Annotated in this window: 15 protein-coding genes; 9 read left to right on the top strand and 6 right to left on the bottom strand. The window is 76.0% G+C overall.

Features of this window, described 5'->3' with window-relative positions; genetic code table 11:
* The first annotated feature begins 199 nt into the window (after positions 1 to 199).
* A complete protein-coding gene (locus ACFC2L_RS15745) occupies positions 200 to 463 on the top strand; it encodes a DUF2530 domain-containing protein (RefSeq protein WP_375825234.1) in 264 nt (87 codons plus the stop codon).
* Here the strand turns inward: ACFC2L_RS15745 and ACFC2L_RS15740 are convergent.
* From ACFC2L_RS15740 to ACFC2L_RS15725, 4 genes are read right to left on the bottom strand one after another with little or no spacing between them, the layout of a single operon-like run.
* Positions 439 to 3570 (bottom strand): sacsin N-terminal ATP-binding-like domain-containing protein, encoded by a 3132-nt coding sequence (locus tag ACFC2L_RS15740; RefSeq protein WP_375825233.1) that lies wholly within the window; start codon positions 3568 to 3570, stop codon positions 439 to 441. The two genes, ACFC2L_RS15745 and ACFC2L_RS15740, sit on opposite strands and share 25 nt — an antisense overlap.
* Positions 3567 to 4532, bottom strand: coding sequence for a DUF3027 domain-containing protein (locus ACFC2L_RS15735; RefSeq protein WP_375825232.1), 966 nt, complete (start codon positions 4530 to 4532; stop codon positions 3567 to 3569). The genes ACFC2L_RS15740 and ACFC2L_RS15735 overlap by 4 nt, the downstream gene beginning before the upstream one ends.
* Position 4533: 1 nt before the next feature.
* Positions 4534 to 4917, bottom strand: coding sequence for a cold-shock protein (locus ACFC2L_RS15730; protein ID WP_087469799.1), 384 nt, complete (start codon positions 4915 to 4917; stop codon positions 4534 to 4536).
* A gap of 40 nt (positions 4918 to 4957) precedes the next feature.
* Entirely contained in the window at positions 4958 to 5707 is a 750-nt protein-coding gene (locus tag ACFC2L_RS15725) for a TetR/AcrR family transcriptional regulator (protein ID WP_375825231.1), read from the bottom strand.
* Positions 5708 to 5827: 120 nt separating this feature from the next.
* On the opposite strand from ACFC2L_RS15725, the gene ACFC2L_RS15720 reads away from it, so the two are divergent.
* The 7 genes from ACFC2L_RS15720 (at position 5828) to ACFC2L_RS15690 (ending at position 17769) form a co-directional block, all read left to right on the top strand.
* Positions 5828 to 6766, top strand: coding sequence for an NAD-dependent epimerase/dehydratase family protein (locus tag ACFC2L_RS15720; protein ID WP_375825230.1), 939 nt, complete (start codon positions 5828 to 5830; stop codon positions 6764 to 6766).
* A 179-nt stretch (positions 6767 to 6945) separates the two neighbouring features.
* On the top strand, positions 6946 to 7899 hold the full coding sequence (locus ACFC2L_RS15715) for a hypothetical protein (protein ID WP_375825229.1): 954 nt from the start codon (positions 6946 to 6948) through the stop codon (positions 7897 to 7899).
* 116 nt (positions 7900 to 8015) lie between these two features.
* Positions 8016 to 10478 carry a helicase-associated domain-containing protein gene (locus ACFC2L_RS15710; RefSeq protein ID WP_375825228.1) on the top strand — a complete coding sequence of 821 codons (2463 nt, stop codon included), beginning with the start codon at positions 8016 to 8018 and terminating at the stop codon, positions 10476 to 10478.
* Positions 10479 to 10545: 67 nt separating this feature from the next.
* On the top strand, positions 10546 to 12243 hold the full coding sequence (locus tag ACFC2L_RS15705; protein WP_375825227.1) for a DNA repair helicase XPB: 1698 nt from the start codon (positions 10546 to 10548) through the stop codon (positions 12241 to 12243).
* Positions 12244 to 12504: 261 nt separating this feature from the next.
* Entirely contained in the window at positions 12505 to 14703 is a 2199-nt protein-coding gene (locus tag ACFC2L_RS15700) for an adenylyl cyclase (protein WP_375825226.1), read from the top strand.
* Positions 14704 to 14844: 141 nt separating this feature from the next.
* A complete protein-coding gene (locus tag ACFC2L_RS15695; protein WP_375825225.1) occupies positions 14845 to 16896 on the top strand; it encodes a TPM domain-containing protein in 2052 nt (683 codons plus the stop codon).
* Between the two features lie 69 nt (positions 16897 to 16965).
* The gene (locus ACFC2L_RS15690) at positions 16966 to 17769 is read left to right on the top strand and encodes a PspA/IM30 family protein (protein WP_375825224.1); all 804 of its coding nucleotides are present in this window, start codon (positions 16966 to 16968) and stop codon (positions 17767 to 17769) included.
* A 109-nt stretch (positions 17770 to 17878) separates the two neighbouring features.
* On the opposite strand, the gene ACFC2L_RS15685 is transcribed toward ACFC2L_RS15690, so the two are convergent.
* Entirely contained in the window at positions 17879 to 18637 is a 759-nt protein-coding gene (locus ACFC2L_RS15685) for a type 1 glutamine amidotransferase (protein WP_375825223.1), read from the bottom strand.
* Between the two features lie 92 nt (positions 18638 to 18729).
* On the opposite strand from ACFC2L_RS15685, the gene ACFC2L_RS15680 reads away from it, so the two are divergent.
* Positions 18730 to 19329, top strand: a complete 600-nt coding sequence (locus tag ACFC2L_RS15680; RefSeq protein ID WP_087469806.1) for an NYN domain-containing protein — start codon at positions 18730 to 18732, stop codon at positions 19327 to 19329.
* Positions 19330 to 19349: 20 nt separating this feature from the next.
* On the opposite strand, the gene ACFC2L_RS15675 is transcribed toward ACFC2L_RS15680, so the two are convergent.
* Positions 19350 to 20579: a winged helix DNA-binding domain-containing protein gene (locus ACFC2L_RS15675; RefSeq protein WP_375825222.1), complete on the bottom strand. Its 1230-nt coding sequence runs from the start codon at positions 20577 to 20579 to the stop codon at positions 19350 to 19352.
* Positions 20580 to 20672 lie beyond the last annotated feature (93 nt).

Genomic DNA, 20672 nt, shown 5'->3' with positions numbered 1-20672 from the left:
GAAGCGATGCGCGGCCCGGCGCCGGCCAGATCCACCTGGACGAGTGACCATCTGTGGAGGCCGTAGCGCGGCGCCTGCATCCTAGCGTGCCGTTGCGAGTGGTCCCGACGTGTGTTCACACCAGAAGGAGATGTGGTGCAGGTCACGGGTGTGACACCCAGGTGCGGGTGAAAAACCGCGCGGTGGCTACGATGCCCCTGTGCCCTCGTTCGTCACGCTGCTGCTCCACCCCGACCGCCGCCGCCCCGACCCCGGGCCCTGGCGGGTCGACCTGCGCGTCGTGATCCTCGTCGGCATGGGCCTCTGGACGGTCGCGCTCGTCGTGTGCACGGTCCTCCTCGCGACCGGCACGATCGCCCCGCGCGCCGTCGCGACGTGCGGCGTCGGCCTCGTCCTCGGCCTGCTCGGCCTCGTGTGGGAGCGCCGGAACCGCACCCGCTACCGCGCGTCGTCGGGCGACTGAGGGTCGTCCCAGGCGGTCCGCGCGAGCGCGTCCTGCGCCGCGTCCGGGTCGCGGAGCGCCGCCTCGAGCACGAACCGCGCGTTGTGGCGTCCCGTCGCGACCGCGAGCCCCGCGGCGAGCCCGGCCGGACCGGTCGCGTGCACGACGGCGTCCGCTCCCCCGCCGCGCTCCACCCACCACGAGACCGCGACCCCGCCCACACGCAGGTCGTCGTGACGTTCCCAGGTGCGAGGCGCCGGACCGTCGAGGACCGCGCGCACCGCCTCGGGGACGTCGCCACGACGGCCGGGGGCGTCGGGGGCGGGAGCGGTGCGCGGGACCGTCCGGACGTCCAGGAGGTCGGCGACCTCGGCCAGGAGCCCCGGCGGCGCCGGGAGGACCGCACGGACCGGTGACCACATCGGGTCGGGGGCGACGGCGACGTCGTCCGCACCGACCACGACCACCGCGCCGGCACGCAGCGCAGGCACCCGGTCGGGCGGCGGGTCCAGCCGCTCGCCCCGGGCCGCGAGGGCACCGAGCGCACGCCAGAGCGTCAGCGCGGCCCGCGCGTCGACCGCCTCCCCGACGTCGGGCAGGTCGTCCAGCAGCTCGACCCACTCGTCCGGCTCGAGCTCCGCGAGGCCCCGCACGCCGCCCAGCGCAGCCAGCACCTCGTCGTCGAGCCCCGTCACCTCCGGCGGGGCCGGGCGCAGGAACGGGACCTGCCGGGGGCCCGTACCGAGCGCGAACGCCCCGCCGAGCTCCTCGCGCAGCCACCACGCGGCGTAGGAGCGCGCCGTGGTGGTCCGTCCTCCCTCGGCCCGCACCGGGGCGAGCAGCGCCTCCCGGGTGGCGGGGTCCGCGGCGAGCCGCGCGAGCGCGTCCGGCCACGCCGCGTCGGCGACCGCGTCGAGGTCCGCGACCGCGAGGACGTCGCCCACGTACGCCTCGGGACCGAGCGTCACCGCGAGGTACGCGAGGTACCCGCTCCAGTCGGACAGCCAGCCCTCGGGGGCGTGCGGGTCCAGGTCCGGCTCGTCGTCGGCCGACGCGGTCGTGAGCACGTCGCGCACGCGGAGCACCCCGAGCCCGTCGGCCGCGCCCACCGCGCGCAGCACCGACTCGCCCCAGCGGTCGACGACCGCGGGATCCACAACGTCCAGCGTGTCGAGCGCGTCCGCGGCCCACGTCCCCGGCAGCGCGCAGCCGCGCACGGGCGACCAGTCGCCGTCGGCCGTCGGGACGGGCAGCTCGCCCCACCAGAACGGCAGCCCCGCCCGTGCCGGTGCCGCGCGCGCCGCGGCCGCGACCAGCGCGAGCAGCCGCTCCACGTCCGCCGTCGGCTCGTCGCCCGCGTCCGCCACGTCCGACGCCGCCAGGACGCGCTCGCGCACGGCCCCGTCGGAGAGCACGGTCCGCAGGTCGGTCGTCCGCGCCCCGAGGCGCTCGAGCAGCGGGTGCGCGGCGCGCGGGTCGACGACGCGCAGCCCGAGCTCGGCCGCGTCGCGCGCGTCGAGCACCCCGCCGTCCGACGGCTCGCCCGACCCGGCGTCCAGGAGCAGCAGCCCCCGCGCGCCGCGCACGACCTGCCCGCCGAGCAGCGGCACGGGGAGCGCCCCCAGCGCCTCCAGCACCGACCGGTCGCCGGCGTGCGCCGCGAGGGCGTCGTACAGGGCGCGCCAGCGCACCGGGTCGGCGACGAGCGGGAGGTCGTCCACGACGTCCGCGAGGTCCACGACCTGGGTTCCCAGCGACCGCGCGACCACGCGGAGCGGCCCCGGGACGTCCACCAGGTGCGCGACCCCGAGCTCGGCCCGCACGCGCGCGTCGCCCACGTCCCCCGCGAGGACCCGCGCCTCGGCGGGCGTGACCAGGGAGTGCCGGTCGACCGACGTCCCGGCCTCGTCGTCGGCCGCCCCGCGCGGCTCCCCGGTGCCGCGTGCAGGCGGCGCGTCGAGCGGGAGGAGCGGGGTCCGGGCGAGCGCGGCCTCGGCCGACGCACGGACCTCGGCGTCGACGGCGCTCGACGGCAGCCCGGTCGGGACGAGGGCGAGCACGTCGGCACCGCGCGCGTGCGCGAGCTCCCCGAGCAGCTCCGCGTACGCGCGCCCCGCCGCGCGGGCGACGTGGGCCGTGACGGGCCCCGGCGGGACGTGCCGGCGCGCCGGGTCCAGCGGGAACGTCGCCAGGAGCAGCGCGGGGAACGTGAGGCGCTCGTCGGTGGGGGTCGGGGCGTGCAGGACGTCGGTGCGCGCGCCGTCGTCCGGGAGCGCCCACGTGACCGACCACCGCGTCGACGTGCGCTCCTCGACCGGGCGGTCCGCGAGCAGCGCGGCGTCGACCGTCCCCTCGCGCCGCAGGACGGTCCACCGGTCGGCGACGTCCGCGACCCGACGCTCCTCGACGCCGTCGCCCGACACCACGACCTCGGTGAGCGCCGGGAGCGCGAGCAGGAGCGGGTCCCCCACGTCCGCGAGCTCGGCGCGGACGGCGGCGAGCGCGTCGGCGTCGCGCAGCTCGACCTCGACGACCGTGTCGTAGCCCGCCGGCACCTCCACGCGGCCCGGGAACGGGAGCCGCAGCACCGGGAGCCGGTCGCCGCGGCGCGCCACCTCGGCGGCGAGGTCGGGACGGTCGGCGACCACGTCGTCGAGCGCGGCGCGCGTGCGCGCGAGCGACAGCTCGACGGTGCGCTCCCCCGCTCCGACCCGCACCCGGTCGGAGACCGACCGGACCGCCGCGAAGCCGACCCCGAACCGGCCGACCGTGGAGGTCCGGTCGCCGGCGTCGCGCGCGCCACGTCCCGTCGCGGACGCGCGCAGCGCCACGAGCGACGCGACGCCCGACGCGTCCAGCGGCTCGCCGGTGTTCGACGCGCGCAGCACCCAGGGCTCGTCCGGCCCCGACGGCGCGTGCAGGCTCAGGCGCAGCCGCCCCGGGACCCCGGCGCGGGCCGCGGCGTCCGCGGCGTTCTGCGCGAGCTCGACGACGACCCGGCCCCGGTACGACCCGTGGGCGTGGTCCTCCTCGGTGTTCGCGTCCTCGCGCAGCCGCGTCGGGGACGACCGCCACGCCTCCAGGACCGCACGGCGCAGCGCGGCCGTCCCGAAGACGTCGTCCGTCACTCCTGCGGCTCGTCGGCCGCCGGCTCGGTGGCCGGCTGGGCGTCGGCCGGCCGGGACTCCAGCGCAGCTCCCGGCTCCGGGGCATCGGCCGTCGGCTCGGGGGCCACGGCGTCGGCCTCCGGCTCCGCCACCGGCTCCCCGTCGGGCGGCGCCGACGGGGCGACGGACTCGAGCAGGGAGACGATCTCGACGTGCAGCTCGTCGACCAGCGGGTCGGCGTCGGGCCAGTCGCTCCGCTGCTGCTCGACGTCGGTCTCCGAGTGCGCGCCGCACCCGTGGTCGAGGCTCACGACCTTGCCGTCGTCGGGCGACCACTCGTTCGCGCACACGCCGAACACCTGACCGAGGCTGCCCTGGAGCGTGACGAGGAACCCGCACGACCCGCACTCGGCGGCCGACGCCACGGCGCCGCGCGCCGTCGGGCCGCGCGAGCCGCGGTACCAGCGCTCGGCGGCCTCGTCCCGACCCTGCGGGGACAGCACGCGGGCGCGCGCGAGGGCGAGCTCGTCGATCGCGACCGCGTCCTGCTCCTCGTCGCCGGTGGGGACGTAGCCGGGCTCGAGGCGCGGGTCGTCGGCGCGGAACGGGAGCACGTCGCCCGGCCCCACGTCACCCGGCTGCAGGCGCTCGGACCACGGGAGCCACGACGGCGCGAGCAGCGCGCCGTCGCCCGGCAGCAGCTCGACCTCGCACACCGTGGCCGTCCGCCCGCGCGGCACGCGCGCGAGGGTGACGGTCCAGTGCCAGCCGCGGTAGCCGCGCATCGTGCACGCGAACCGGTGGGAGATGAGGCGGTCCGCCTCGGCGAACGTGCCGAGGTGCTCCCCGACGTCCTCGGGGCGCTCGGCGACCTCCTGGGCCGCGGCGCGCGCGAGCTCGACCGCGCCCGTGAGCACGGCGTCCCGCGCGGCACGCGCGGACACTCCCCGGGAACGCTCCTCGGCGGCAGCCACGGCGACCATGTCAGCCCTCGATCTCGTCGGCGACCACGCGCAGGACCTTGGCGACCATCGTGGCCTTGCCCTTCTCCGGGTAGCGGCCCTTGCCGAGCCCGTCGCGGATCCGGTCGAGCTCCTTGATGAGGTCCTCCACGATGACCGCCATCTCGTCCGCCGAGCGGCGCTTCGCCTTGACCACGGACGGGGCCGGGTCGAGGAGCGTGACCGCGAGCGCCTGCGGGCCGCGACGCCCGTCGGCGACGCCGAAGTCCACCCGGGCGCCCGGCTTGGGCGCGGGGGCGTCCGCGGGCAGCGCGGAGGCGTGCAGGAAGACCTCGCCGCCGTCGTCGTTGGCGATGAAGCCGAACCCGCGTTCGGTGTCGAACCACTTGACCTTGCCGGTGGGCACGTGAACCTCGTTCGTGCTCGTAGGAACCAGAACCCCCAGGCTACCGGCCGGACGGCGGCAAGGCCGCATCCGTCCCGCGCGGGACGACCCCGGCGTCGGCCCCGACGCGCAGGGCGACGGCGTCGAACCAGTCCGCGTAGTCCGCGACGGTGCGGTGGAGGTGGCCGAACAGCTCGAAGGAGACCGTGCCGAACAGGGTCGTCCAGGCGACGAGCGTGCGCACGACGGCCTCCGCCGGCGCGTCGCCGCCGACGAGACCGCGGGAGGCGACGTACGCGACGGCGGGGGCGACGAGCGCGCCCGCGTCGCCGGCCGACGGCGGGGCGGGCGCGGGGCCCTCGCCGCCCGCCCAGGAGTCGGCGACGATCCGCACGAGGGTCCGCACGACGCGCGTCGCGGGCTCCACGGTGTCCTGCGGCGCCGCGTATCCCGGGACGGGCGTGCCGTAGAGCAGGGCGAAGTCGCCGGGGCGCTGGACGCACCACGACCGCAGCGCCCGGCACGCGGCGAGCCACCGCCCGGGCAGGTCGTCGCGCGCGACGGCGGCCTCCGCGGCCTCGACGGCGGCGCCGAGCTCGTCGTAGCACTCGACGAGGAGCGCCGTGAGCAGCGCGTCGCGGCTCGGGAAGTAGCGGTAGACGGCCGACGACACCATGCCGACGTCGCGCGCGACGGCCCGCAGCGAGAGCGCGGCGGGGCCGTCGGCCACCAGGCGCGCACGGGCGGCGTCGAGGATGTCGCGCGTCAGGGTCTCGCGCGCGAGGGCGCGTGCCGTGCGAGGGGCCGTCATCCCGCCAGGGTGGCAGACGAGAGCGCCGCCCACAAACGAGAGCACCGCTCTTGCACTGGACGACCGCCCGTGCCATGCTCCTCGACGAAGCGAGAGCACTGCTCTCGGAAAGGAGATCCCATGTCCAGCGCACCCTCCTCGGCCGACCGGCACGTCGTCGTCGGTGCCGGCCCCGTCGGCCGGCACGTCGCCGCCGAGCTCGCGGCCCGCGGGTCGCACGTCACCGTCGTCACCCGCAGCGGCCGGGACACCGGCGTCGCGGGCGCCACGCACCTCGCTCTCGACGCCACCGACGCGGACGCTCTCGCGCGCGTCGCCGAGGGTGCCGACGTGCTCTACAACTGCGCCAACCCCGGCGACTACACGCAGTGGGAGCGCGTGTGGCCGCCCCTCGCGACGGCGATGCTCACCGCCGTCGAGCGCACCGGCGCCGTCTACGCGATCACCGGCAACCTCTACCCCTACGGCCCCGTCGACGGGCCGATGACCGAGGACCTGCCCGACGTCGCGACCGACCACAAGGGCGTCCTGCGCGCGCGGCTGTGGGCCGACGCGCTCGCGGCGCACCGCGCCGGTCGCGCGCGCGTCGTCGAGGTGCGCAGCTCCGACTTCGTGGGGCCCGGCGTCGGGGCCAACGGGCACGTCTCGCGCGTCGTGCCGGCCGCCCTGCGCGGGCGCGCCGTGACGATGATCGGGCGCACCGACCTGCCGCACACCTTCACCGACGTCCAGGACGCCGCCCGCACCCTGGTCGCCGCGGCGGCCGACCCCGACGCGCACGGCCGGACGTGGCACACGCCGAGCAACCCGCCGCGCACCCAGCGCGAGGCGCTGACCGACGTCCTCGCGAGCGTCGGGTATCCGCCCGTCCGCGTCCGCTCGCTGCGAGGCGCCGGCCTCGCCGCCGCCGGTCTCTTCTCGCCCCTCCTGCGCGAGCTGCGCGACCTCGCCTACCAGTGGGACCGCCCCTACGTCCTCGACGACACGGCGGCACGCGCCCGCTTCGGGATCGAGCCGACACCCTGGGACGAGGTCTGCCGACGCACCGCCCGCACCTGACCGGACGCACGAGGTCGGCACCCACCGGTGAGATCGGCGGTCGCGGGCGAGATCGGCGGTCGCACCTGCCGATCTCGGCAGAAGCTGCCGATCTGGCGTGACGTGCCGGCTCGACCGTTGTCCACAGATCCGGTGCGCACCCTGTCGCGACCGTGACGGGAACGGCACGATCCCACCTCATGCCGAGTCGAGAGCCTGAGACACCGCTGCACCTCGCGCGCGAGCACCTCCCCGAGGAGGTCCGACGCCGTCTCGCCGCCGGCGAGTGGGAACGGGTGCGGCGCGGCACCTACCGCGACACGCCCCCGCCCGACGTCCCACCCGTCGTGGCGGCGCGCACCCTCGCGGTCGCCCGAGCGCGTGCCGTCGCCCTGGGCCTCGGCGCCGACCCCGTCGTGAGCCACGCGTCCGCCGCGCTCCTGCACGGCCTGCCTCTGTGGGAGCTCCCCACGACGACCCACGTGGTCCAGCCGTACCGCCGGTCGGGCTCCGCCGCGCTCGACGTGACACGACACGTCGGCGACATCGGCGTCGAGGACCGGGCGACGGTCCTCGGTGTCACCACGACGTCGCTCGCGCGCACCGTCGCCGACTGCCTGCGCACGATGCCTGCGCTCGACGGTCTCGTCGTGGCGGACGCGGCCCTCGCGCGCGGCGTCCGCCGGTCCGACGTCGCGGCCGTCCTCGACCGTCGACCACGAGGTCGCGGTTCCCGCCGGTCCCGGCACGTGCTCGAGCTCGCGGACCCGGGCGCGGAGTCGGCCCGCGAGACCTGGCTGCGGTACGTCCTCCTGCGGACCGGGCTGCCGCGCCCGGAGACCCAGGTGCCGCTCCGGACCGAGGCCGGCCCGGTGCGGGTCGACCTGGGCTGGACGCGCTGGCGGCTCCTGCTCGAGTTCGACGGGCTCGTGAAGTACCGCACCGGTCCGTCCGGGTTGGCTCCCCGCGAGGACCCCGGGCGCGTTCTCGTCCGGGAGAAGCTCCGACAGGAGGCGATCGAGCGCACGGGGCACCGCGTGCTGCGCGTCACCTCCCGGGACCGGCCGTCCCACGTCGTGGCGCGGGTCCTCCGGCACGTCCCGCCCGACGTCGTCCGCGGCCTTCGTCCTGACCCGTACCTCCCGCCGCCGTGAGATCGGCGGTCCGGTGCGACGTCGGCACCTTCCGTCGAGATCGGCGGTCGTGACTGCCGATCTCGACCGCGGTCGCCGATCTCGTGGTACCGGGCCCGGCGCGTAACATCGAACGGATGGCCACCTCCCGGCCCGAGCGGGCTCCGACGTACAGCGAGTCGCTGCGCCAGCGCGACGACGCCGCCCTGGTCGCGCTGCTCGGACGGCGGCCCGACCTCGCGACGCCGTCGCCCTCGACCCTCCTCTCGCTCGCCGCGCGCGCGATGAACCGGACGAGCCTGGAACGGGCGCTCGCGGGGCTGGACGAGCTCACGCTGCACGTCCTGGAGGCGGTGCTGGTCCTCGACTCGGTGGGCTCGTCCGCGACGGCGGCGGCGGTCGCCCGCGCGACGGGCGTCGGCAAGGCTCCCGTCACCGCGGCGCTGGCGCTGCTCGACGAGCTCGCGCTCGTGTGGACGCCGGGTGCGCGGTCGGCCGGGTACCGCCCGGCGCCGGGCCTCGCCGAGGTCCTGGGGCCGCACCCCGCCGGCCTGGGCCCGGTCGCGACCGCAGCGGGCGCACCGGCCGCGGGGCCGCCGTCCGACCTGCCCGACGACGCGCCGCCGGGCGCCCGGGCGATCCTCGACGCGCTGGCCTGGGGCCCGCCGGTCGGCGTCGCTCCCCGGTCGGACCCGTCGGCCCGGCGTGCGACGGACTGGCTCGTGGGGCACGGCTACCTGCGCGCGACCGACGAGCGCCACGTCGTGCTGCCGCGCGAGGTCGGGCTCGCCCTGCGCGGCGGCCGCACCCACCGCGACGTGCGGACCGCGCCGCCCGTCCCGGAGGTACGGGAGCTCCCGGCTGCCACGGTCGACGCGGAGTCCGCGAGCGCCGGGCTGGAGGCCGTGCGCCTCGTCGCGCGCCTCGTGACGCACTGGACCGAGCACCCGCCGGGCGTGCTGCGTGCCGGCGGGCTCGGGGTGCGCGACCTGCGCCGCGCCGCGCTCGCCCTGGAGGTGGACGACCCGACGGCGGCCGCGGTCGTCGAGCTGGCCGCAGCAGCCGGGCTCGTGGCCGACGACGGCGACGACCCGCCCACGTTCGCCCCGACCCTCGCCGCGGAGGACTGGCTCGACGACGACCTGGGCGACCGCTGGGCGACCCTCGCCCGCGGCTGGTGGCGCTCGCGCCGCACCCCCTGGCTCGTGGGGAGCCGCGACGAGAAGGGCGCCCTGCGTGCCGCGCTCGACCCGGAGCTGTGGCGCCCGTGGGTGCCGCGGCTCCGCCGGTCGGTCCTCGACGTGCTCGACCTCGCCCCCGGGCGCCCGCTCGCCGCCGCCGACGTCGTCGCGGTGCTGCGGTGGCGCACGCCGCGCGCGGTGCCGCCGGAGCAGGCGGTCGCGGGGCTGCTGCGGGAGGCCGCGCTGCTCGGGGTGACGGGGGCCGGCGCGCTCGCTCCCCCGGGCCGGGCCCTGGTGGGGTCCGACGACGTCGCGTCGTCGTCCGACGCCGGTCCGACCGACCTCGGCGCCGCCTTCGAGGCCGTCCTCCCGGCCGAGGTCGACGACCTGCTGCTCCAGGGCGACCTCACGGGCATCGTGCCGGGCCGGCCGACGCGCACGCTCGAGCGCCTCGTGGAGGTCGCGGCGGACGTCGAGTCGCGGGGCGCCGCGACGACGGTGCGGTTCACCCCGGACTCCGTCCTGCGCGCGCTCGACCGCGGCGCGACGGCCGACGACCTCCTGGGCGAGCTCGCGGCGCACTCGCGCACGCCCGTGCCCCAGCCGCTGGAGTACCTGGTGCGGGACACGGCCCGCCGTCACGGCCGGGTGCGCGTGGGGACGGCGTCGTCGTACGTGCGCGCGGAGGACCCGGTGCTGCTCGCGGGGATCGCGGAGGACCCGGCCCTGCGCGGGCTGGGCCTCGTGCTCCTCGCGCCGACCGTGCTCGCGTCCTCGGCACCCGCCGGAGAGCTGCAGGAGGCGCTGCGGGCGCGCGGCGTCCCGGCGGTCGTCGAGGGCCCGGACGGGCGCGTGCTCGTCGCGGACCGGGCGGCACGGCGGGGCGGGCCCGACGACGTCGCACCCTCCCGGCGCGGACGGCTCGCCGCCGCGGGTCGGCGTGGTCGGGCGCGGACGGGGGTCGTCCCGGGGTCCGGGGCGCGCGTCGACGAGCCCGGCTCCGATCGGCGGGAGGCACGGTTCGCGGACCTCGTGGCGCGGCTGCGCGCCGCCGACTCCCGCGCCGCCGCGCAGGCCGACGGCCGCACGGGCCGGGCCGCCGGGGACGGCGACGGCTCGCACGGGGCCGACCGGGCGCCGTCGGGCACGAACGGGCACAGCGGGTCCGGCGGGTACGACCTCGGGGAGGGAACATCCGACCCGGTGGCCGCGTTGGGCCTGCTGCGCGAGGCGATCGCGGACGGGGCGATGGTCTGGCTCGAGGTGGTGGGACCGACCGGAGGGCAGGACCGCCGCCGCGTCCGACCCCTCACCCTCGACGCAGGACGGCTGCGCGCGCAGGACCCGGCGCGCGACGCCGAGCTCACGGTCGCGGTCCACCGCATCGCCTCCGTCACCCCCGACACCCCGCCGAGGTAGAGCCCTGGTAGCGCGGCACCACGGCTCTACCTCGCGAGACCACGGCCCTACCTCGGCAAGGAGACACATGACCGACGGACCTCTCATCGTCCAGAGCGACAAGTCGCTGCTGCTCGAGGTCGACCACCCCCGTGCCGACGACGCGCGGCGGGCCATCGCGCCGTTCGCCGAGCTCGAGCGCGCCCCCGAGCACGTCCACACCTACCGGCTGACGCCGCTCGGGCTGTGGAACGCGCGCGCCGCGGGCCACGACGCCGAGCAGGTCGTCAACACGCTCATCGAGTACTCGCGCTACCCCGTGCCGCACGCGCTGCTCGTCGACGTCGCGGAGACCATGTCGCGGTACGGACGGCTCACGCTCGCGCAGCACCCGACGCACGGGCTCGTGCTCGAGGCGACGGACCGCGCCGTCCTCGCCGAGGTGCTCAAGTCCAAGCGCACCGCCGGGCTGGTGGGCGAGTCCGTGGAGCCTGTCGGCGAGGGGACCGTCGCCTGTGTCAAGGTCCACCCGTCCGAGCGCGGCCACCTCAAGCAGGTCCTGGTGAAGCTCGGCTGGCCCGCAGAGGACCTCGCGGGGTACGTCGACGGCGAGAAGCACGCCATCGCGCTCAGCCCGACGACGCCGCCGCGCGCCGAGGGCGAGGCGCCGAAGCCGTGGGAGATGCGCCCGTACCAGGCCCAGGCCGTGGACGGGTTCTGGCACGGCGGGAGCGGCGTCGTCGTGCTGCCGTGCGGCGCTGGGAAGACGATCGTCGGCGCGGGCGCGATAGCGAAGTCCGGGACGACGACGCTCATCCTCGTGACGAACACGGTGAGCGCGCGCCAGTGGCGCGACGAGCTCGTGCGGCGCACGACGCTCACCGAGGACGAGATCGGCGAGTACTCCGGCGCGCGCAAGGAGATCAAGCCCGTCACGATCGCGACCTACCAGGTGCTGACGACCAAGCGGAAGGGCGTGTACACGCACCTCGAGCTGCTCGACGCCCGCGACTGGGGACTCGTCGTGTACGACGAGGTGCACCTGCTGCCCGCGCCGATCTTCCGCATGACGGCGGACCTGCAGGCGCGCCGCCGCCTCGGGCTCACCGCGACGCTCGTGCGCGAGGACGGCCGGGAGGACGAGGTGTTCTCGCTCATCGGGCCCAAGCGGTACGACGCCCCGTGGAAGGACATCGAGGCGCAGGGGTACATCGCGCCCGCCGACTGCGTCGAGGTGCGCCTCACACTGCCGGAGTCCGACCGCATGACGTACGCCGTCGCCGAGCCCGAGGACAAGTACCGGCTGGCCGCGACCGCCACGGGGAAGAACCGGGTCGTGGAGCAGATCGTCGCGCAGCACCCGGACGACCAGGTGCTCGTGATCGGCCAGTACCTCGACCAGCTCGAGGAGCTGTCGCAGCACCTCGACGCGCCGCTCATCACGGGTGCGACGACGGTCCGCGAGCGCCAGCGCCTGTTCGACGCGTTCCGCTCGGGCGAGATCTCGCGGCTGGTCGTGTCGAAGGTCGCGAACTTCTCCATCGACCTGCCCGAGGCGTCGGTCGCGATCCAGGTGTCGGGGTCGTTCGGGTCGCGCCAGGAGGAGGCCCAGCGCCTCGGCCGCGTCATGCGCCCCAAGTCCGACGGACGCACCGCGCACTTCTACGCCGTCGTCGCGCGTGACACGGTCGACCAGGACTTCGCGGCCCACCGCCAGCGGTTCCTGGCGGAGCAGGGGTACGCCTACCGCATCGTCGACGCGGAGGACCTGGGCGTCGTGCAGTGACGGGTGGGGGCCCGCGACGCAGGAGCGCGGCACCCGCCCGGCACGGAACGCCGCCCAGTCCGACCGAGAGCACGAGGACCTGGGCGTCGTGCAGTGACGGGTGGGAACACGCTTCGTCGAGCACGTCCCACGATGTGAGAGCGCTCCCAGCAAGTTACTGACAAGACAGTCAGTCGTGCCCTAGGCTCCCGGCATCAGCGCGACGACGCGCTGGTGCCGGCGCGCTGGCGTCGGCTCCCCGTTCGAAGGAGAACACCCACCGTGACCCTCTCGACGACCATCCCCGGCGCGGGCAGGACCGCCCGTCGGGCCCGTGCCGCAGGCGCGGGCGTGGCGGCGCTCGCCGTGGCCGCGACGGGCGTGGCGCTCGGCGCGCCCGCGACGGCCGCCCCGGCCACCGACCCCGACCTCGGACCGAACGTCGTCTTCATCGACGACTCGTGGTCGGTGGACCAGATCAACTCCTACCTCGCGTCGATCAACGACGAGGCGGAGTTCAGCCAGGACCGGCACGCCGTGTTCTTCGAGCCCGGCGTCTACGGCGACGCGTCCGGCGCGGACGACCCGGCGACGGCGACCGGGATCGTCAACGCCGAGGTCGGCTACTACACCGCGATCGCCGGTCTCGGCGCGCAGCCGGACGACGTGCTCGTCAACGGCGCGCTGAGCGTGCAGCCGGTCGTGAGCTGCCCGAGCAACCCGTGGGACTGCCAGGATCCCGGTTCGCTCACGCGCTTCTGGCGCTCGCTGAGCAACGTCGCGATCAACCCGATCCAGCGCCCGGTCGACGAGGACGTGGACCGCCCGTTCCCGGCCGGGGTCACGGACCCGCACCAACTCCGGTTCGCGGTGTCGCAGGCCGCGCCGCTGCGCCGGGTCGACATCCAGGGCGACCTCACGGTGTTCGGCCGCTTCGGCGAGTACGCGAGCGGTGGCTACCTGGCCAACTCGCGCGTCTCCGGCCGCCTCGTGACCGGCTCGCAGCAGCAGTGGTACACGCGCAACTCCGAGGTCGGCACCTGGGACGGCGGCGTGTGGAACATGGTCTTCTCCGGCGTCGAGGGCGCCCCCGCCACGGACTTCGGCCCCCAGCCCGACGGCACCGCCGGCAACAAGACGACGCTCGACACCACCCCGCTGAGCCGGGAGGCGCCGTTCCTCTTCCGCGACGGCGAGGACCTCGCCGTGTTCGTGCCGAACGCGCGGACCGAGACGCGCGGCGTCGACTGGTCGACCGACGCGGACGCGGGCCAGAAGCTCTCCCTCGACACGTTCTTCGTCGCCCACGAGGGCGACTCGGCGGCAGAGATCAACGCGGCCCTGTCGACCGGCAAGAACCTCCTGCTCACCCCCGGCGTCTACCACCTCGACGAGGCGATCCGCGTCGAGAACCCCGACACGGTCGTGCTCGGCGTCGGCTACGCGTCCCTCGCGCCGACGTCGGGCACCGCGGCGCTGGAGATCGGCGACGTCGCGGGCGTGAAGGTCGCGGGCATCACGGTCGACGCCGGCCCGGTCGAGTCGGACGTCCTCGTGCGCGTCGGTCCGGCGGACGCGCACGTGGCGGACGCCGCCGACCCGACGACGCTCACCGACGTGTTCGTCCGCGTCGGCGGACCGTGGGTCGGCAAGGCCACGACGAGCATCGAGGTCAACAGCGACCACGTGCTCATGGACCACATCTGGGCCTGGCGCGGGGACCACGGCAGCGGCATCGGCTGGGACCAGAACACGGGCGACCACGGCGTCGTCGTGAACGGCGACGACGTGACGGCCACGGGCCTGTTCGTCGAGCACTACCAGAAGAACCAGACGATCTGGAACGGCGAGCGCGGCCGCACGGTCTTCTACCAGAGCGAGATCCCCTACGACGTGCCGAGCCAGGCCGCGTTCATGGACGGCGACCGCAAGGGCTACGCGTCGTACCGGGTGGGCGACCACGTCCGGCGGCACGACGCCGTCGGGCTGGGCGTGTACTCGTTCTTCAACCAGGGCGTCGACGTGCGCGTCGCGAGCGGCGTCCAGATGCCGGTCCGCGCGGGCGTGACGTTCCGGTCGATGACGAGCGTCTTCCTCAACGGCTCGGGCGGCATCGACCACGTCGTCAACGACACGGGCGCGCCTGCCGTCGGCTCGTTCGCGTCCCCGCAGGTCGTCGCCTACCCGACGGACCTCCCCGCGGAGGCGGACGTCACGGTCGAGGCCTCGACCCGCTGTCTCGCGGGCAGGGCGTACGTCGCCGTCCGGGCGACCAACGGGGGCGAGGAGCCGCTCGCGGTGACGCTCTCGACGCCGTTCGGGTCGCGCACCGTCGCGAGCGTCGCCCCGGGCGCGAACGCCTACCAGTCGTTCGCGGTGCGCGCCGCCTCGGTGGCGGCGGGCGACGCCGTCGTCAGCGCGGTCGCCGGAGGGGTCACGAGCGAGGTCAGCGCGCCCTACGCGGCGCTGACCTGCGGGTGACCGACCGCACCGGTCGAGCGTCACGAGGCCCGTCTCCCCGAGGGGGAGGCGGGCCTCGCCGTCGTGCCGGCCGACGGCGCAGCGTCCCACGGCGCCCCGGCCCCGATTGCGGGACCCCAGGGGCTGGGAAAGGATCGGCGCGTGAGCACGGCCCACCGTCCCTCGCTCCCCCGCGCCGCCGCGGACCGTGGTGCGCGCGCGTCGCTCGCCCTCGCCGCGACGGCGCTCCTCGCCCTCGTGACCGGCCTCGCCCTGCTCCTCCCCGCCGCGACCGCGCACGCCGTGCCCCCGATCGACGTCGCCGACGAGATCACCGACCCCGACGGCGTGCTCGGCGACCAGACCGACGCGGTCCAGGACGCGCTCGACCGCCTCGCGCAGGACACCGACCTCCAGCTCTTCGTCGTGTACGTCGCGAGCTTCGACGGCATGGACGGCGTCGACTGGGCGAACGCCACGGCCAACACGTCCGGGCTCGGGGTGGACGACCTGCTCCTCGCCGTCGCGACCGAGGACCGCCGCTACGGGCTCTCCTACGACAACAACGTGTCGCTCACCGACGCCGAGCTGGACCGGATCTCCGCCGCGGTGGAGGACGAGCTGCGGGACGACGACTGGCCGGGTGCCGCGATCGCCGCCGCCGAGGTCGCGCGCGGCGCGAGCCAGGGCTCCGGGGGCGTGTCCTGGTTCTGGGTCCTGCTCGGCCTCGGCGTGCTCGTCCTCGTGGTCGTGCTGGTCGTGCGAGCGGTCGCCAGACGCCGCCGCGCCGCCCCGGGCGGGGGACCTGCGGAGGGTGGCCTCGCGGCCCTGCCCACCGACGAGCTCAACCGGCGTGCGAGCGCCGCGCTCGTCGCGATCGACGACGCCGTGAAGACGTCGGAGCAGGAGCTCGGCTTCGCGCAGGCCCAGTTCGGCCTCGAGGCGACGCAGCAGTTCTCCGCGGCGCTCGCCGAGGGCAAGCGGAAGGTCTCCGAGGCGTTCGCGCTCCGCCAGCAGCTCGACGACGACCGCCCCGAGACCGAGCCGCAGGCCCGGGACGCGATGGCCCGCATCGTCGCGCTGTGCGACGAGGTCGCGGAGTCCCTCGACGCCCAGTCCCGCACCTTCGACGAGCTGCGCGACCTCCAGGCGCGCGCCCCGCAGGTGCTCGACGAGACCGACCAGCGCGCGAGCGAGGTGCTCGCCCGCGTCGAGCCCGCGCGCGCGACGCTCGACGGGCTCGGCCGCACGTACCCGCCGACGTCGCTCGCCTCCGTCACGCAGAACCCGGACCAGGCGCAGGCGCTCGTCGCGAACGCGCGCGAGTCCGTCGCCCGGGGCCGCGAGGCGCTCGCCAGGAAGGACCGGGCCGCGGCCGTCGCCCTCGCCCGCGCGGCGCAGAACGCCGTCGGGCAGGCGGTCACGCTGCTCGACGCCGTCGACCGGGCCGGCGCGGACCTCGCCGAGTCAGGCCCGCGCCTCGACCGGGGCCTCGCCTCGATCACGTCCGACGTCGCCGACGCCGGTCGCCTCGCCCCCGCGGACCCCGCCGTCGCCCCGGCTCTCGCGGAGGCGCAGGCCGCCGCGGCCGCGGCCGGAGCCGCGCGCGACGGGGGCGACCCCCTCGCGGCGCTACGGCGCCTCACCGAGGCCGAGGCCGCGCTCGACGCCGCGCTCGCCCCCTTCCGCGAGCGCGCCGAGCAGGCAGCGCGCGCGAACGCGCTCCTGCGCGACACGCTGGCGCGCGTCGACTCGCAGGTCCGCGCGACGAACGACTTCATCGAGACCCGGCGCGGCGCCGTCGGGCCCGAGGCACGCACCCGGCTCTCGGAGGCGATCCGGCTGCTCGGCGAGGCCCGCGCCCTCCAGCCGACCGACCCCGTCGCCGCGCTCGACCGCGCGCAGCAGGCCGACGCCCAGGCGCAGTCCGCCGCCCAGCGCGCCCAGCAGGACGCGTCGAGCTGGCAGTCGTCGCAGGGCGGCGGGATGTTCGGCGGCGGGGGCGGGGGCGGGAGCAACGTCGGGGGCATGGTGCTCGGCGGCATCCTGCTCGACTCGATCCTGCGGGGCGGCGGGGGCGGCCGGTCCGGCGGGTTCGGGGGCGGGAGCTTCGGAGGCGGGTCCGGGGGCGGCGGGTTCGGCGGCGGACGGTCGGGCGGGCGCTCCGGCGGACGGTCGTCGGGCGGGCGCTCGGGCCGCGGCGGGCGCTTCTGACAGGACGGACGAACGAGACCAGCACGCAGCACCGACCAGCACGAGACGGCTCACCAGAGAGGGACGACCATGGCGGAGAAGCAGAGCATCTTCGGACGGATCGCGCAGCTCGCCCGCGCGAACATCAACGCGCTCCTGGACAACGCGGAGGACCCGCAGAAGATGCTGGACCAGCTCGTGCGCGACTACACGAACAACATCGCCGACGCCGAGCAGGCCGTCGCGCAGACCATCGGCAACCTGCGCCTCGCCGAGCAGGACTACAACGAGGACGTCGCCGCCGTCCAGGAGTGGGGCCAGAAGGCCGTCGCCGCCTCCGCGCAGGCCGACCGCTACCGGCAGCAGGGCGACACGGCCAACGCCGACAAGTTCGACAACCTCGCCAAGGTCGCGCTCGGCAAGCAGATCTCCGCCGAGGGCGAGGTCCGCCAGGCCGAGCCCCTCATCGCGTCCCAGCGCGAGTCGGTGGAGAAGCTCAAGTCCGGCCTCGCGATGATGAAGGACAAGCTCGGCGAGCTGAAGTCCAAGCGCGACTCCCTCGTCGCGCGCCAGAAGAGCGCGCAGGCCCAGCAGACCGTCCAGGGCGCCATCAGCTCGATCAACGTGCTGGACCCCACGAGCGAGATCTCCCGCTACGAGGAGATCGTGCGGCGCGAGGAGGCGCAGGCGATCGGCCAGGCCGAGGTCGCCGCGTCGAGCATCGACTCCCAGTTCGCCGAGCTCGAGACGTCCGGCGAGGCCGTCGAGATCGAGGCGCGCCTCGCCGCCCTCAAGCAGGGCTCGTCGCCCGCACCGCAGGTGTCACCCACCCAGGTCACGCCCGCGATCGAGTCCGGCACCACCACCCAGGACGCCCCCACCACCGACTGGTGACGCCCCGCGCGGGAGAACCGGGACCGAGGTCGAGAACCCTGGGCCGCGCGAGGTAGAGCCCTGGTCGCGCGACCACGGCTCTACTTCGCGGAGCGGGCGGCGACAGCGCTCAGGCCGGGACGCTCTGCCCGACCGTCGTGCGGACCTCGGCGACGAAGGCCTCGGCGAGGCGACGGCCGCCGTCGAGGATCTCGGCCGCGTGCTCGTCGAACCCGGCCAGGGCTGCCGCGGTGTCGACGTCGTCGTACGCGTCGCACCACGCCTCGAAGCCCGCGCGCGTCGTCTCCGGGTGGAACTGCACGCCGAGCGCGGAACCGAGGCGGAACGCCTGGTAGGGGTACATGTTGGACGACCCGAGCCAGACGGCGCCGCGCGGGAGGTCGACGATCGCGTCGGCGTGCATGCTCGTCACGTGCCGCACCGGCGCATCGCCCGCGGCGAGCGCCGAGAGCACGGGGTCGGTCTCGGCGTCGGCCCGCCAGAAGACGCGGGTCGCGCCGATCTCGGGCCCCGGGGGCGGGCTCACCTGCGCCTGCCCGCCGCCGGCGACGGCGAGGAGCTGCGCACCGAGGCAGACGGCGAGCGTCGGGACGCCGGTCGTCGCGGCGCCGAGCAGCGTCTCGCGCAGCGCGGGGAGCCAGGGCGCGAGCTCGTCGTCCCGCGCGGACATGCGCCCGCCGATGACGACGAGCCCGTCGTCGAGCCCGTCGGCCGACGGGATCGCGTCGCCGTCGTACGCGCGCACGACCCGCAGGTCGGCGGCGAGCAGGTCGGCGAAGCCGTCGAGCGTGACGTCCGGGGAGTTCTGGACGACCGTGATCCGGACGGTTCCGGTTGCGGCCGTGGCGTCGGTGTCGTACGTGGTCACGAGGTCCGACGGTACCCACTCAGGGGTACCCCGACGCAAACACCCACGTCGTGGACATGGCAGGCGACCGTCGCGCGGATAGGCTGACCAGCATGTCCGACCTCCAGACCCCCGACGGCCGAACGCTGACGACGCCGCGCCGCACCTACCTCGTCGTCGACGGCGAGAACATCGACGCGACGCTCGGCATGAACGTCCTCGGGCACCGGCCCGCGCCGGAGGAGCGGCCGCGGTGGGACCGCATCGTGGAGTTCGCGCGTCAGGCCTGGGGCCAGGACGTCACGCCGCTGTTCTTCCTCAACGCGTCGTCGGGCCAGATGCCGATGTCGTTCGTGCAGGCGCTGCTCGCGATGGGCTACCGGCCGATCCCGCTCGCCGGCTCGAGCAGCGAGAAGGTCGTGGACATCGGTATCCAGCGCATGCTGGACGCGATCGTCGACCAGCCGGGCGACGTGCTCCTCGCGAGCCACGACGGCGACTTCCTGCCGCAGGTCGAGACGCTGCTCGACGACCCCGACCGCCGCGTCGGCGTCCTCGCCTTCCGCGAGTTCGTGAACGTGCGGCTCACCGAGCTCACGGGCCGCGGGCTGCAGGTGTTCGACCTCGAGGACCACGCCGGCGCGTTCACGACCGTGCTGCCGCGCGTGCGCATCATCCCCCTCGACGAGTTCGACCCGCTGCGCTACCTCTGAACTCAGCCGGGTCTCCACCGTCAGGCGTGGAGCTCGCGGTACAGGGGCGTGGGGAACGACGCCGTCACGCCGTCACCGCCGAGGAGCGCCGCGATCCGCTCCGCCTCCGCGGCGACGGCGCGCTCGGCGTCCGACCCCACGTCCTCGAGCAGCCGGAACGCGGGCTCCCCGCCGGGGCGCACGACCCACGCCCCGACGATCCGGCCCTCCCACCAGACTGTCGCGCCGGCGTTGCCGATCGTGTCGAAGACCGCGGCCTTGTGCGGGCCGAGGTACCAGTCGCGCGCGGCCCAGCCCATCGTCGTCGGGTCGAGCGCCGGCAGGAGCGCGACGCTCCCCTCCAGCGGGACGTCCTCGGGCCCGGGCAGGTCGGTCCCGCGCAGCATCACGCCGTCCTGCGGGGCCGGGTCGTCGGGCGTGCCCGTCTCGACCTCGACGGCGACGACGTCGAGCTCCGCGAGCGCGGCGCGCGTGTCTCGTAGGTTCCAGCCGGTCCACCACGACAGGTCCTTGACCGTCGCGGGGCCGAACACCTCGAGCCAGGACCTGGCCAGCGCCGTGCGCGCGACCGCCTCGTCCATCGCGGGGATGCCGCCCGGGAACCAGTCCTCGACCGGCGACCAGACGTGCCGGTTGGACGACCACGACCCGCGCGGCTCGCCCCGCACGACCGCGCCCTCCGCCGAGAGCAGCGCTGTGAGCTGGGACGTCATGGTGCGGCGCACGTCCCAGGTCTTGGCGGTGGTGGGCAGGAACGCGGTGCGCAGGAGCGGCGCGGCCTTCGACAGGCTCGCACCGTCCATCGGACCGTGCTCCGCGAGCGCGCCGTGCACCTGTGCCTCGACGGCAGCGAGGAAGGTCGCCGCGTCGTCGACGGGCGGGTCCGTGGGCAGCGTCGCGAGCTCCTTGAGCAGGCGGGCGCGCAGCCGTCGGGCCACCGCGAGCGCCGCGGCCGCGTGCACGACGGGCACCGTCTCGCGCCGCACGACGAACATCGTGCGCCGCATGGCGAGCACCTTGACCAGGGTGCGCCGTCGGAACACGGCGTCCCGGACGTCGTCGAGCACGAGGCCGGGGACGCGCCCGAGGACGGAGAGGTAGACGCTCGGTGCGTCGGTGGCGTGCAGCGCGAGCAGCCGGTCGACGACGTCCTCGGGGGTGCGGGCCGCCGGCCGTCCGGGCAGGTCCGTCGCGAGCGCGAGCTGCTGCGCGACGAGCCGCCGTCGCCTCTGGTCCACCGTGATCCGCACGTCCGCCATCCTGCCCGACGCCGCCCACGCGCACCGAGGACGGCGTCTCCGGAACGCGCCACGGGTGGAGCCCCTTCCCAGGCGACTCCCAGA

Source organism: Cellulosimicrobium sp. NPDC055967 (genome assembly GCF_042269845.1).
In the GTDB taxonomy this organism is placed as follows: Bacteria; Actinomycetota; Actinomycetes; order Actinomycetales; family Cellulomonadaceae; genus Cellulosimicrobium.
The sequence above is the reverse complement of the archived record's forward strand: the minus strand, read 5'-3'. Positions and strand labels throughout refer to the sequence as shown.

Excerpts from the sequence above, each read along its gene's own strand:
- ACFC2L_RS15735 (WP_375825232.1), bottom strand. The coding sequence starts at position 4,532 with ATGGTCGCCGTGGCTGCCGCCGAGGAGCGTTCCCGGGGAGTGTCCGCG.
- ACFC2L_RS15725 (WP_375825231.1), bottom strand. The coding sequence starts at position 5,707 with ATGACGGCCCCTCGCACGGCACGCGCCCTCGCGCGCGAGACCCTGACG.
- ACFC2L_RS15720 (WP_375825230.1), top strand. The coding sequence starts at position 5,828 with ATGTCCAGCGCACCCTCCTCGGCCGACCGGCACGTCGTCGTCGGTGCC.
- ACFC2L_RS15715 (WP_375825229.1), top strand. The coding sequence starts at position 6,946 with ATGCCGAGTCGAGAGCCTGAGACACCGCTGCACCTCGCGCGCGAGCAC.
- ACFC2L_RS15710 (WP_375825228.1), top strand. The coding sequence starts at position 8,016 with ATGGCCACCTCCCGGCCCGAGCGGGCTCCGACGTACAGCGAGTCGCTG.
- ACFC2L_RS15705 (WP_375825227.1), top strand. The coding sequence starts at position 10,546 with ATGACCGACGGACCTCTCATCGTCCAGAGCGACAAGTCGCTGCTGCTC.
- ACFC2L_RS15690 (WP_375825224.1), top strand. The coding sequence starts at position 16,966 with ATGGCGGAGAAGCAGAGCATCTTCGGACGGATCGCGCAGCTCGCCCGC.
- ACFC2L_RS15680 (WP_087469806.1), top strand. The coding sequence starts at position 18,730 with ATGTCCGACCTCCAGACCCCCGACGGCCGAACGCTGACGACGCCGCGC.